Source organism: Bradyrhizobium neotropicale, from assembly GCF_001641695.1.
GTDB classification, from domain to species: Bacteria; Pseudomonadota; Alphaproteobacteria; order Rhizobiales; family Xanthobacteraceae; genus Bradyrhizobium; species Bradyrhizobium neotropicale.
Map to the genome: position 1 here is coordinate 140444 of NZ_LSEF01000024.1, position 11947 is coordinate 152390.

Below are 11947 nucleotides of genomic sequence, written 5' to 3' on the forward strand. Positions count from 1 at the left end.
GCGGGGACGGCGAAGCCGAACTCCTGTGCGTCCTATGGCCGTGGCTTCGTCATGGTCGAGGCCACCGGGACCTGTGTGAAGGTCGGCGGCTCGATCAGCGTCGACACGACGATCCGGCGCTAGAGGATGCCGCCGGATCTCCTGCGGCTCGACATCGTCGTTCCCGTGCTGATCTATTGCGCGCTGCTGCTGTGGGTCGGACGCGGCCTGAGCTGGACCGCAAAGCTCGCCACCGCCGTCGTCACGCTCGCGCTGGTCCTCTGCATCGTGCTGGTCGAGCGCGGCTGGCTCTGAAGCGCGATGAGATTAGGATGAATCGTCATCGCGCTTTAGGTTATCGTTTGAGCATGGTCTTTTCGGAAAACCGCTCCACACTTTTCCGGATCATGCTCTAGGCAAAAATCGCGAAAACAACCCCATGCAAAGTAGCCGATGATTTCGGCCGTGATGCCCGAGGCTTCCCGCGGAATCGCGATTCATCACGATTTTAGCGCACCTTAGGCCGCGCCAGCGGCTCACGACATCGGCGGCGCGACGTGCTGCGCAAAACCGGGGCGGCGGCCGAGCTCGGCGAGCCAGCGCGTCAGATGCGGCTGCGCCGGCCGGCTGATGCCCTCGACGCCGAGCCAGCGCCGCGCATAGGCGCCGACCGCGAGATCGCCGAGGGTGAACTGATCGCCCTCCAGGAAGCGACGTGTGGCGAGCTGGCGATCGGCGATCGCCCAGACCTCGGCGGCCGCATCGGCATCCTTCTGCACCTGGATCATGTCGCGCTCTGCGGGCGCGGTGCGCACGATGCCCCAAAACACAGGACGGTCGACCGGTTGTACGGTCGACAATGTCCAGTCGAGCCAGCGGTCGACAGCGGCGCGACTCTTCGGCGCCTCCGGATAGATCGGCGTGCCGCGGCCATGGGCGAGGCAGAGATAGCGCAGAATCGAATTGGATTCCCACAGCACGAAGTCGCCCTCGACCAGCGTCGGGATGCGCGCATTTGGGTTCATCGCGAGATAGTCGGCCTCGCGCGTCTTGCCGTACTGCATGCCGGCATCGATCCGCTCATAGGCAAGGCCGAGCTCGGCGAGGCACCACAGCACCTTCTGCACGTTGACCGAGTTGGCGCGGCCCCAGATCGTCAGTTTCGGCGTTTGATTGTCCGGCACGTGGTTCCTCCCGCGGCATCTGGCTTTGCGCGGGGTGATAGCGGAATTCGGCTCTGCGAGCGTCGGCGATTGCGCCGGGGCGCTCATGCAAAAAGCTCCGCCAGAGGCGGAGCTCTGATGCAAGGCTCGTCGATGCGATCAGTGGCCGAAAATCAGCCACAACAGAATGATCACGGGAATAGGCACGCCAAGAAACCACAGCAACAGCCCTCTCGCCATTGTGTCCTCCTCCAATCTCCTCGTTGCAGGGAGAACGCGAGGGCAGAGGGCTTGTTCCTGTGCGCGTGCGGCGCGCGAGGCCTTACCAGTGGCCGGTGTTCGGCATCGACAGCCAGGGTTCCTGCGGCGCCTTCGGCTCGCCCTTCTGCAGCAGCTCGATCGAGTGCAAATCGGGCGAGCGGACGAACGCCATATTGCCGTCACGCGGCGGCCGGTTGATGGTGACGCCGGCCTTCATCAGCTTCTCGCAGGTCGCGTAGATGTCGTCGACCTCATAGGCGAGATGGCCGAAGAAGCGATCCTCGCCGTATTTCTCCTCGTCCCAGTTGTAAGTGAGCTCGACCAGCGGCGCGCCGCGCGTCGAGGGCTGCTTCTTCAGCGCGTCGAGATCGTCCGCCGAGCACAGGAACACCAGCGTGAAGCGCCCCTTGTCGTTCTCGATGCGCCGCACCTCCTTCAAGCCCAGCGCATCCTGATAAAACTTCAGCGCGACATCGAGATTGCGCACGCGCAGCATGGTGTGGAGATAACGCATGTCTTTTGCTCCCTTGGACGGTCGGAGGGTTTTTGTTCGGGCCGAGGCCGGCGCGGGCATCAAATAGCAGCAAAATGCGACAAGGGGCAGGGGGCGCGTGCACATGCGCGTGAGAATGAGGCGGCTGGTGGAGCAAACCAGCCAAGCGTGGACCGAAGCCGCAGAGCGAGCAGGGCGGCGATGGCGAATGAATTGGATGCACTGTCTTCGTTCGCACTGGTCCCCGTAACCGCGGATCAATCGGCGACAATCGGCCCGAACGCCTCCCATCGGTCGCCTGTGAAACGCATCATTCGAAACTCCTTGACCACACGATAGTCGGTCGGGCTGGTGTTCACGGACAGCCCCGGGAGCAACAGATCAAGTTTGACGTCTTTCAGCCTCATCGCCTGCGCCATGACGTTCTCGCGCGTGAGATTATCGCCGCATTGCTTCAATACCTGCACCAGCAGCTCGGCGGCGCTATAGCCATAGACCGTGAAGATGCTCTTCCGGTCGCCTCCCGGATAGTAGCCGTCCATAAAGGCGCTCCATCGCCTCATGCCTTGGTCATCACGCCAGCTCGGGTCCGTGGCCTCCTTGAACGAGCTCGCTGAGATGAAGCCTTTTGCGTTCTCGATGCCTGCTGGAATCAGGACCCCGTCGATGGACGACGATCCCACGCCAAGGAGATGAACGGGCTTCCAATCGAGCTCCGCCATCTTTCTGATGGCCTGGGCAGCGAATTTCGAGGCTGCCATGTTGATGAGAACGTCGACACCGGCCGCTTTGAGGCGTACGACCTGTGAGTCGACGGTCGGGTCCGACACATCGTATGAAGCGTCACTGACGATGAGTTCGCCTGCCCTTGCGCCCAACGCTTCCCTCAACCCGGTCAAATAATCCCTGCCACTCTCATCGTTTTGATAGAGCAGGCCGATTCTGGCATTCGGATAGTTGTCCAGGATGAAGCGCGCGTAGACGCGAACCTCCGTGCGGAGATTGGGAGCAAATCCCATCGTCCAGGGGAAGTCGACCGGATCCTCAAAACGCGTCGCCCGCCCGGCCACGAAGAGCTGTGGGACCTTTCGGTCATTGAGATATTTCTGAACCGCGATGTTCGAGGCATTGCCGAGCGTCTGAAATGTGAACAACACCTCGTCGCTCTCTATGAGCTTGCGAATTTGCTCGACAGTCTTGGACGGCGTTGCCGCATCGTCATAGGAAATCAACGTGATCTTGCGTCCATTGACCCCGCCACGATCATTGATCATGCGAAAATAGGCTGCCTGTACCTTGCCGATTGCCGAGGATGCCGAGAGCGGGCCGCTATAGGGCATCGTCTGGCCGATCTTGATCTCGGTATCACTTGCGCCCTGACCATATTGGCGGTCACCTGCAAGCGAAGGTGGCGTGACGAAAATTCCGGCAGCAAGGATTGCCGCTCTGGCGGCATTCGTGTGCAAGCTCGTACTCATCGCTGGGACCCTCGTCGCTCGCGCAGAGCTCGTGAAGCGCCGTTCACGACAGCATGCGCTTCACTGGCTGAAGAGCGAACTCATCGTACAGCCCGCGAGAAAGCTGATCGCCTGGATTGGATCAGAGCGTACAAGCGCAGTCCAAGGAACCCTGCCTGCGGTTTGTTGGGAAGTCTTCCCGATGTGGATTGGAGTTGGTCGAGCACGTGCGCACATCTGTGGGGCAGGGACGAGGGGGTAACCACGCTGGCGCCGATCAAGGATCGCTTCCTGCGTTGCGCCGACCTGCTCGACGGCCCGCCGGAGCCCGACTTGTTCGCCCGGCTGCACGCCGCGGAGAGCGGCCGCTTGGCGACGCTCGCTTCATCGCCCCTCTCTGGCGACTGGGCGACCGCTGAAACCAGCCAAGCGTGGACCGCGCCGCGGGCAGAGCAGGGCGGCAATGACGAATGAATTCAGTGCACTGTTACCGCAATTTCGCAATTCGCGGCCGCTCGTTGAAACTGCCGCAGCAACTTCGGAGGCTACGGCAGGGACCGACAAGGTCGCCATGTGCAACTAGGCCGCAATCCGCTGCTCGACCGGCGCCGTCAGGTACTTGAGCACTTCTGCATGTTCGAGGTCGGGAACCGCGATGGCCGTGTGGCTGTAAATCGCATTGGTCTGTGATTTCGCAATCCTGTGGAGGATCTCACCGCCTTTGACGACATGGAGGCCCATACCCTCGTGAGAAGGGAAGATCGCCAACACCACGTCATAAGCCGCGATGATGGTTCTAAGAGCTTCAGCTTTGTCTTCGGCGAGGTCGACAAAAACGCGAACATCAGCCGCGAGTTCACGCAGTTCGTCAAAATCCAACACTGTGGGGTACTCCAACGCAACGATACTGACGGGAGCTTGGAGGCGTTGGGTTACTGAAGTATCAACAACGCATGCTGAGCCACAAGTTTCACGATGAGGTGACTCGTCTGATGGGACAAGCGAGGGGGCCGGCCCTGCCATCAGAGTCTCGTCATGACTTAAGAGCGAGTGGGGCGGCTTGCGACCGCCGCGTCAGTATTGCGTGTGATAATGGATTCCGACGTGGGAGAGATGGTGTGTCCCGCCGAATGTCGGATTGAGGCGACAGAGGGAGGGCGGCTTTCCCCGAGAGAAATCAATGAAGGTTTGGCGCGATGTCGAGCCGGCACACCTTTCGTTCGTGTGAACGCCTTGGCCCGACAGATGCTGCTGCCTGGGGATAAAGGCGTGGAACCCACCCTGGCCGCGCCTTGTGTTTTGGCCCTCGATGGGCTCTAAGCCCGGTGACTTCATGACCGATGGGCGTGAATCAGCAACGCGCTGCGTGGTTCAGCCGCGTCCTCAGCAGAATTTTGCCCGCTCCCACAAAGGAATTCAGACATGGCGAAGATGACGAAGACTCAATTGATCGATGCGATTGCAGAGGGCACTCAGCTTTCGAAGAACGACGTGAAGTCGGTCATCGAGTACATGGCGACTGTCGGATACAAGGAGCTCAACGAGTCCGGCGAGTTCGTCATTCCCGGCTTCGTGAAGATGTCGGTCGTGAACAAGCCTGCGACCGAAGCGCGGATGGGGGTGAATCCTTTCACGAAGGAGCCGATGCAGTTTGCGGCGAAGCCGGCGAGCAAGTCGGTCAAGGCGTCGCCGCTGAAAGTGGCCAAGGACGCCGTTTGAAGCTGAGGCGAGGGCTGTTGGCTGATAAGGCCGCCCGAATGAAAAACCCCGCGCTTTCGCGCGGGGCTCTCTAGCTGACGGCGATGGGATTTCAGCGCCTGGCCGTCAGCCGTCCTTCTAACTTAAGGTTGAAAATCCAAAAAGCAACCGCGCCGCGGTGACGGAGTATGTTCGTCAGGCGGCGCTGGCAAATGACTGGGCGCTGAAATCCCCAGCTTCAGTGGGTCCTCACAGTGCCGAAAAGGTTCAAGGGGACGATCGGAAAATCGCTTTCCACGATGGAACTCGATCAACCGGTCGGTGGCTTTGCCGGCGTAAGTGCCAGTTGAGCCTCGAAAGTCCGCTCATATTGCCGGGAACAAACGTCTGCCAGCCACGTTCGGCCCTGCATGACCTGCCCGCAATGCTCCAAGCCGATGACGGCGAACTCAACCAATACATTCCGATGCGACCCCTGTCGCGAAATCATCATCGTGCTTGCAGTGGTCTCGAGGTTCGTGCCGCCGAAGAAGTAGTTCGGCGTGTCTTCATCGATCGTTAGGAATCGCTCCCTGCTGATTTCCTCGATTCCGATTCGTTCCCTGAGAACGAAATGGAGTCGGATGCAGAACAAGTCGTGATGCTTGTGTAGCATTCAGTAGGCCGCGGCTTGTCCCTGTCCTTGCCTCATCTCCGGAATACTGGATCGTCCGCCCCAACGTGCGATCGCGCACAAGGCGGGCGATGATGGTGAGATCGTGGGACGCGAGGACGCCAATCTCGTCATTGCGAGCGCAGCGAAGCAATCCAGACTGTCGCCGCGGAAAGATTCCTGGATTGCTTCGCTGCGCTCGCAATGACGAAGCAAGGTGTGCCGTCACGACTAGTCCAACTCACATCAAACCGCAGACGCCTTCGCAGTCTCTCGGCTGCACCGTCGATGCTGCGACCCGCCACCCCGATGAAGATCATTGCTTACAGCACAAGCATCGACCACTCGGACGCCTCATTCGCACGCAAACGAATTGTTAGGAATTCGTCCGCGTCGATTTCTTCGATTCCGATTCGTTCTTCGAGAACGAAACGGCGTCGAAGCTGGAACAAACCGGTCTGCAGGGCTGCCAGAACTTCGTCCGTCACCATCTCGACGCTCACGCCGTCCGGCGATATCGTCGCTGGCAGCGGGGGCGCTGCCATGAAGAACGGCCTCTACTCGATTCACATCCACATGCTCGACGGCGTGAAGGGCCGTGACAGCGGAATCCTCATCTTGCGCGACGGGGTGCTGCTCGGTGGCGGGCCGTATTTCTGGTCGCGCGGCTCGTACACGGTCGGCAAGGGCACCTGGAAGGGTGAGCTCGTCACCAACCAGCATTCGCCGCTGTCCGATCCCTTCGTCCGGCCGCTGTTCGGCGGCGAGGAGGCCCCGAGCGGCTTTTCCGGGACGTTCAGTGAGGACGGGGCCGAGGTGTTCGGTACCGTACTGGTCGAGGGCCGTCGCAGCCTGAGCTTTCGCGCCACGCTCAAACGCCTCGCCGACATCTGACGCCGAAGTCCTAACGAAAGCTTGCATGGACGGCGATAACGCTATTTGGTTAGGTTAAAACCCCAATCGCGTTGCAGTTGCGGCGCATTGGGATAGGTGTTCGGCAAAGACAAGCAAGAAACGGCTTTTGCCATGACGCCATTTTCAGAACCGTCCTTTCATCAGGGTGACAGGCACACCTATCGGCGCGTCGCCATCGTCGGCTCGCTGTTCTGCCTCGCTTTCGTGGTGATCAGCTTCTCGCTGCGTCCGCAGGTGGAGGACACCCACGTTCTCGTCAAGGCCGACCGTCTGGTGCGCACCGCGGGCCAGGCTCCGCACACGAACTAGCGCTTCTCGTCGTAGATATGATCCTCGCCGGACGTGCGCTGGCACGAGACGCCGCGCGTGGCGATCGCCACGAAGCCGGCATAGCCGGACAGATTGAGCAGGACTTCAAGCCAAGCAGGCATGCTGGGCCTCTTTGTGTAATGAGCAGCACCAACGCGGCGGCCGAGCTCGTTGTTCCCGCACGTGAGCGGGAGCCTCGTTCAGACCCCTGATGAGGGATCGAGCCGGCGTCCGAGGCTCGCCACCGTCTCGGTGGAGGGAGAGTCCTTCAGGAACTCGGCGATGGCGCGCGACAGCTCATGGTCGCTCATGGGAGTAGGTGGGGGACGCAGGGCACCAACGCCGAAGTTGCGGACGATCTCGTCGTAGTGTTGGTTCTTCGTCTTCGGGATCAGTCTTCGGATACGTGCCAGCAAAGCGGATATCGGCATTTTCCCTCCTCGATCATCCGCCCCATTGGCAGCCGGTCGCGTCTGCTGCCATCTCCCTCCCGTGAACTGAAAACCCCGCCAGCATCACCATGGATGCTGACGGGGTTCTTCGTGCTCGCACCTCTACCGGATAGCGGAGGCTCTCGCACTTATCGACCCAACGCGTGAGGCGCGATGGTGTTCCGTTTGTTCCGGACATTTTTGTGAGCGCAGCGGTTCCCATCCTGCGCGCAACCATCGCAGGTGGTCAGCGTTGTCCCGCCAGGTGCGAAGGAGGAGAACCATGATGAAGAAGACACTCGCAGTCCTGACCACGGTTGCGGCCGTGGGCGTTGCCGCGGTTGCGGCGCCGGCACCTGCGCAGGCGCGCCACATCGGACCGGGCCTCGCATTCGGTCTGGCCGCCGGCGCGATCACGGCGGGCGCCATCGCGGCGTCTCATCCGTATGGCTATTACGGCCCCGGCTACGGCTATTATGACGGCCCGGGCTATTATTACGGACCGGGCCCGTACGCCTATTACGGCGGACCGGTCTACCGGCACCACTACTATCGCCACTGGTAAGTGACGAGGTGAGAAGCGAAAAGCCCGGAGCATTGCTCCGGGCTTTTTGCAGGCACTTTTCCTTGCGCTATTCTTGCACAATGAATTTGGCGTGAGGTCTTACGGCCAGAGCGAGGGCCGTTCCACCTTGCGGGCATTCTCCAGCGTGGAGACGAAGTATTCCTCGCGCTCGCGCTTGAATTTTTCTTGCGTTGCACGGAAGGCCGCCACACGTGCGGCAATCTCGTCGCGCTCGCGTGCCTTGCGCTCTTCGTCTTCGGTCATGACGATCCCCTCTGTTCACTACTCAACTCAACTACTGCCGCCGCATCGCGCTGAGTCGCATTCACATATGCATCTGCGCTCCCGATTCTGGCGTCAATGGGGACGAGGCATTGCAGGATTGTGATATGCGGAGGGCGGAAAAACTTGCCGACCGCTTCCCGCCAGGCGGTGGATAAGAGCGTCAGCAATCTTGTCGCGAGTAACGAGAAGCGCGATGACAAGGCTGGCGTTCCGAAGGACGACGTCGCGGAAGCGGCGTAAAGACCGTTCGCGGCCTGTCACGAAGGCTGCTCGCGTGCTCAGACAGAGCGCGGCAACATCCGGTCCGGGCGTGCTATAGAGCCGGGCCTGGACTTACGGATGGCTCCTTCATGATTGCATCGGATCTTCGCAGCGGCGTTGAACGGCTCGGCGACATGATCGCCGCGGCCAAGACCATCGTGCCGTTCACCGGCGCCGGCATTTCGACCGAATGCGGCATTCCCGACTTCCGCTCACCCGGCGGCTTGTGGACCCGCAACCGTCCGATTCCGTTCGATGAATTCGTCGCCAGCCAGGACGCGCGCGATGAATCCTGGCGCCGCCGTTTCGCCATGGAGCCGACCTTTGCCGCGTCAAAGCCCGGCCGCGGCCACCGGGCTCTCGCCTCGCTCTACCGCGCCGGCAAGGTTCCGGCAGTCATCACCCAGAACATCGACAATCTGCACCAGGCCTCGGGCTTCGCCGCCGACCACGTGATTGAACTTCATGGCAACACGACTTACGCGCGTTGCATCGGATGCGGGCAGACCTATCAGCTCGACTGGGTGAGGCAGCAATTCGAGGCGGAGGGGGCCGCTCCTGATTGCACCGTGTGCGACGAGCCGGTGAAGACCGCGACCGTCTCGTTCGGTCAGGCGATGCCGGAGGATGCGATGCAGCGCGCGACCGAACTGTCGCAAGCCTGCGACCTCTTCATCGCGATTGGTTCCTCGCTCGTGGTGTGGCCGGCCGCAGGGTTTCCGATGATGGCGAAGAATTGCGGTGCGCGTTTGGTGATCATCAATCGCGAGCCGACTGATCAGGACGATATTGCCGATCTCGTGATCCACGACGACATCGGCGAATCACTTGGGCCATTTGTCGGCAATTGAGTCGACAGTTTGATTCGCGGCTGTGCAAGCTGTTCATAGGTTCCGGCGAATCTCTTTTTTGTCTATGCCTCTCAACCGGGAGTGTTATCTTTGATTCGAGAGATTCGCGTCGCGTCTTGCTGGGAAGGTTCTCGATAGACGCGTGATTCGACACCGCCGCTGAGGCGGGTAGCATGGCAGTGTGGGGTCCGGGGTTATGGGGTCGTCGGACGGATTTGAGTCCAAGAAGGTTGGAGTTCCCGCGCCGGGTGGCGCATCGTCAGGTCGGCTCGCGCCAGGCGAGCTCGGCGGCGGCGGTCGCGATGCAGCGCTCAACCCCTTCACCGGACTAGGCGAGGCCAGCGCCAACCTCGTCGAGGTGACCGGCGTCATCAAGTGGTTCGACGCCTCCAAGGGTTATGGCTTCGTCGTTCCCGACAACGGTTGGCCCGACGTGCTCCTGCACGTTACGGTGCTCAGGCGCGACGGCTTCCAGACAGCTTACGAGGGCGCCCGCATCGTCGTCGAATGCATCCAGCGCGCCAAGGGCTACCAGGCGTTCCGGGTGGTCTCGATGGACGAGTCGACCGCGATCCATCCGGCGCAGATGCTGCCGCCGCGCACCCACGTGACGGTGACGCCGACCAGCGGGCTGGAGCGGGCCCAGGTCAAGTGGTTCAACCGGCTGCGTGGCTTCGGCTTCCTGACCTGCGGGGAGGGGACCCCCGATATCTTCGTGCACATGGAGACGCTGCGCCGCTTCGGAATGACCGAATTGCGCCCTGGCCAATATGTGCTGGTCCGCTATGGGCCGGGCTCCAAGGGCATGATGGCGGCCGAGATCCATCCCGAGACGGGGTCGCCGGGATTGTCTTCCCACTAACGGGATTGTCTTCCCACTTAGAAGTCTGTCTTCTCGCCAGATGGCTCTGGTCCCACTGGCGGTTGTGGCCGCTACTCCCGCAATCGTGAGCAGAGGCGCGCCTCCGGAGCGGAGCGCGCCATCTGGCTTTTGTCATGATCGCCACGTAAGGATGGGGTCCAGTCCCACGCCACAAAGGCCATGAGTGCCGTCCCCATGAGTTTTGATCGAAAGGCCATCTGGTCCCGTGCCCGGGGCTGGCTCGCCGCAGTTCTCCTTGTTACCGCCTTCGTGGTCGCGAACGCACCGGTCCGTGCCGCCAGCTTCCAGCCGCTTGAGATCGTCACCAAGAATGGTGTCCAGGTGTTCTCGGTGGAGATGGCGACCACCGAGGAGGAGAAGCAGACCGGCCTGATGTACCGCAAGGAATTGGCCGACGGCAAAGGCATGCTGTTCGACTTCAATCCCGAGCAGGAAGTGTCGATGTGGATGAAGAACACCTACATCTCGCTCGACATGATCTTCATCCGCGCCGACGGCCGTATCCTGAGGATTGCCGAAAACACCGAGCCGTTCTCGACGAAGATCATCTCTTCCCAGGGGCTTGCGAGGGCGGTCCTGGAGGTGCCAGCGGGCACGGCACAGAAATACGGCATCCGGCCCGGCGACCGCGTCGGCCACCCGCTGTTCGGCAGCAAATAGAGCCCTTTGGCGGGCCAAAGCCAGCCTTGCTGGCGCCCCTGGAAGCGTGTATCGACGGGGCTCGCTGGACATTCGGGGTATAGCGCAGCCTGGTAGCGCGGCAGTTTTGGGTACTGCAGGTCGTTGGTTCGAATCCAGCTGCCCCGACCAGCAATTTCAGGCAAATGTGCCGCTGCATCGAATCCGGCGGTCCAGCCCGGGTCTCGGTGGCCCACGCCACTGCTTCAGAGTTTTTGCGCGTCTGACGCCTGATCCGGCCGCGTGCCGCGTTGGAGGGAGAGGGCGGACCGCGCAATCGCTGCCAGCCCCTCGAGCCTTCCTTCAGGCGAGGTTGTCATGTCGATCAGCGCGATCGGTTCGTCAAGCACGGCAGCCGCGACGTCCCAGACGATCGCCTCAGCGTCCTCCTCAGCGGCGGCGTCGACATCATCGACCTCCGCGACGTCGCAATCCGCCGGCGGCAGCCAGCGCAGATCGCAGGCGCCAAATGCCCGCTGCGGAGCGTCCTAAAACCGCTAGTGCGTGTTCTCTGCGCAACGCGACTTCCGCGCGATTTTCCAGCGTGTTGACGCAGACTTGCGGCACAAAATTCGCGGTCTTTCATCGAACCTTTGAACGTCGCCGCAGACATATTGGTGTTGGGGATTTCAGCGCCCAATGCCTAAACGGACGCCGCCGAGCGAGGATACTCCGCTTGTGCGGCGTCGCGCTTTTGGGGCAGCGCAAGGTCAGCTCGAGGCGTACCAGCCGGCAGGAAACGGGATCAGCGGCCAGGCCGGATGATTGTCGTTGGCGGCTTTCGGCAGTTGACCAGGGTTTCGCCCGACCGTCGCGGCAGGCGATGGCGGTGCGACCGCCAGATGCAAACATGCACACTGCAAATTCATCGTGATCGATCCGGGCAATATGCAGCTTCGGGAAATTCGGTCAGCTCAAATACGTCACGCCCTCAAAACGGCGCGCCTCGTCTCAAATTGCGCACGCATCCTAGGAAGGATGCGTTCGCGTTTCAACGGGTGGGGATTGGCTATTCCGGATAAGTAAGGTTGACCGGTTAGGTTAAGGACGAGCCGTAGTTGCGGCG

The 11947-nt window shown here is 61.3% G+C and carries 17 protein-coding genes and 1 tRNA gene; 10 read left to right on the forward strand and 8 right to left on the reverse strand.

All coding sequences use genetic code 11. From position 1 onward, the window contains the following. Positions 1-126: 126 nt before the first annotated feature. Positions 127-294 carry a hypothetical protein gene (locus AXW67_RS41560; RefSeq protein WP_145927401.1) on the forward strand — a complete coding sequence of 56 codons (168 nt, stop codon included), beginning with the start codon at positions 127-129 and terminating at the stop codon, positions 292-294. 221 nt (positions 295-515) lie between these two features. Here the strand turns inward: AXW67_RS41560 and AXW67_RS03880 are convergent, their stop codons facing one another. The 3 genes from AXW67_RS03880 to AXW67_RS03890 form a co-directional block, all read right to left on the reverse strand. Then, a complete protein-coding gene (locus AXW67_RS03880) occupies positions 516-1163 on the reverse strand; it encodes a glutathione S-transferase family protein (RefSeq protein WP_027555236.1) in 648 nt (215 codons plus the stop codon). Positions 1164-1464: 301 nt separating this feature from the next. Next, complete coding sequence (locus tag AXW67_RS03885) at positions 1465-1917, reverse strand: VOC family protein (RefSeq protein ID WP_063676753.1); 453 nt, start codon at positions 1915-1917, stop codon at positions 1465-1467. A 236-nt stretch (positions 1918-2153) separates the two neighbouring features. Then, positions 2154-3374 (reverse strand): ABC transporter substrate-binding protein, encoded by a 1221-nt coding sequence (locus AXW67_RS03890; RefSeq protein ID WP_063676755.1) that lies wholly within the window; start codon positions 3372-3374, stop codon positions 2154-2156. Between the two features lie 183 nt (positions 3375-3557). On the opposite strand from AXW67_RS03890, the gene AXW67_RS03895 reads away from it, so the two are divergent. After that, positions 3558-3827 (forward strand): hypothetical protein, encoded by a 270-nt coding sequence (locus AXW67_RS03895; RefSeq protein ID WP_063676757.1) that lies wholly within the window; start codon positions 3558-3560, stop codon positions 3825-3827. 105 nt (positions 3828-3932) lie between these two features. Here the strand turns inward: AXW67_RS03895 and AXW67_RS03900 are convergent, their stop codons facing one another. After that, a complete protein-coding gene (locus tag AXW67_RS03900) occupies positions 3933-4235 on the reverse strand; it encodes a hypothetical protein (RefSeq protein WP_063676793.1) in 303 nt (100 codons plus the stop codon). 540 nt (positions 4236-4775) lie between these two features. Here AXW67_RS03900 and AXW67_RS03905 point away from each other — a divergent pair. Then, on the forward strand, positions 4776-5072 hold the full coding sequence (locus AXW67_RS03905) for an HU family DNA-binding protein (protein ID WP_018323108.1): 297 nt from the start codon (positions 4776-4778) through the stop codon (positions 5070-5072). Between the two features lie 954 nt (positions 5073-6026). Here AXW67_RS03905 and AXW67_RS03915 read toward each other — a convergent pair. Further along, entirely contained in the window at positions 6027-6248 is a 222-nt protein-coding gene (locus AXW67_RS03915; protein WP_063676762.1) for a hypothetical protein, read from the reverse strand. On the opposite strand from AXW67_RS03915, the gene AXW67_RS03920 reads away from it, so the two are divergent. Both AXW67_RS03920 and AXW67_RS03925 read left to right on the forward strand, forming a co-directional pair. After that, positions 6247-6597 carry a GrlR family regulatory protein gene (locus AXW67_RS03920; protein WP_063676764.1) on the forward strand — a complete coding sequence of 117 codons (351 nt, stop codon included), beginning with the start codon at positions 6247-6249 and terminating at the stop codon, positions 6595-6597. The genes AXW67_RS03915 and AXW67_RS03920 overlap by 2 nt on opposite strands. 132 nt (positions 6598-6729) lie before the next feature. Continuing rightward, entirely contained in the window at positions 6730-6927 is a 198-nt protein-coding gene (locus AXW67_RS03925) for a hypothetical protein (protein ID WP_063676794.1), read from the forward strand. Here the strand turns inward: AXW67_RS03925 and AXW67_RS44730 are convergent. Both AXW67_RS44730 and AXW67_RS03930 read right to left on the reverse strand, forming a co-directional pair. Then, a complete protein-coding gene (locus AXW67_RS44730; RefSeq protein WP_256380029.1) occupies positions 6924-7049 on the reverse strand; it encodes a hypothetical protein in 126 nt (41 codons plus the stop codon). The genes AXW67_RS03925 and AXW67_RS44730 overlap by 4 nt on opposite strands. 78 nt (positions 7050-7127) lie before the next feature. Further along, positions 7128-7358: a hypothetical protein gene (locus AXW67_RS03930; RefSeq protein ID WP_063676766.1), complete on the reverse strand. Its 231-nt coding sequence runs from the start codon at positions 7356-7358 to the stop codon at positions 7128-7130. A 286-nt stretch (positions 7359-7644) separates the two neighbouring features. Between AXW67_RS03930 and AXW67_RS03935 the strand changes: the two genes are divergently transcribed. Continuing rightward, entirely contained in the window at positions 7645-7923 is a 279-nt protein-coding gene (locus tag AXW67_RS03935; protein ID WP_027555226.1) for a hypothetical protein, read from the forward strand. Between the two features lie 99 nt (positions 7924-8022). Here AXW67_RS03935 and AXW67_RS43035 read toward each other — a convergent pair whose 3' ends face one another. After that, positions 8023-8187: a hypothetical protein gene (locus tag AXW67_RS43035; protein ID WP_162832225.1), complete on the reverse strand. Its 165-nt coding sequence runs from the start codon at positions 8185-8187 to the stop codon at positions 8023-8025. Positions 8188-8558: 371 nt separating this feature from the next. Here AXW67_RS43035 and AXW67_RS03940 point away from each other — a divergent pair, with 371 nt between their 5' ends. The 4 genes from AXW67_RS03940 to AXW67_RS03955 all read left to right on the forward strand — a co-directional run bounded on the left by AXW67_RS03940 (position 8559) and on the right by AXW67_RS03955 (position 11013). Beyond that, positions 8559-9320, forward strand: a complete 762-nt coding sequence (locus tag AXW67_RS03940) for an SIR2 family NAD-dependent protein deacylase (RefSeq protein WP_063676768.1) — start codon at positions 8559-8561, stop codon at positions 9318-9320. A gap of 196 nt (positions 9321-9516) precedes the next feature. Beyond that, complete coding sequence (locus AXW67_RS03945; RefSeq protein ID WP_027555224.1) at positions 9517-10182, forward strand: cold-shock protein; 666 nt, start codon at positions 9517-9519, stop codon at positions 10180-10182. A 195-nt stretch (positions 10183-10377) separates the two neighbouring features. Beyond that, positions 10378-10863 (forward strand): DUF192 domain-containing protein, encoded by a 486-nt coding sequence (locus AXW67_RS03950; RefSeq protein ID WP_063676769.1) that lies wholly within the window; start codon positions 10378-10380, stop codon positions 10861-10863. 73 nt (positions 10864-10936) lie between these two features. Further along, positions 10937-11013, forward strand: a tRNA-Pro gene (locus AXW67_RS03955). Positions 11014-11947 lie beyond the last annotated feature (934 nt).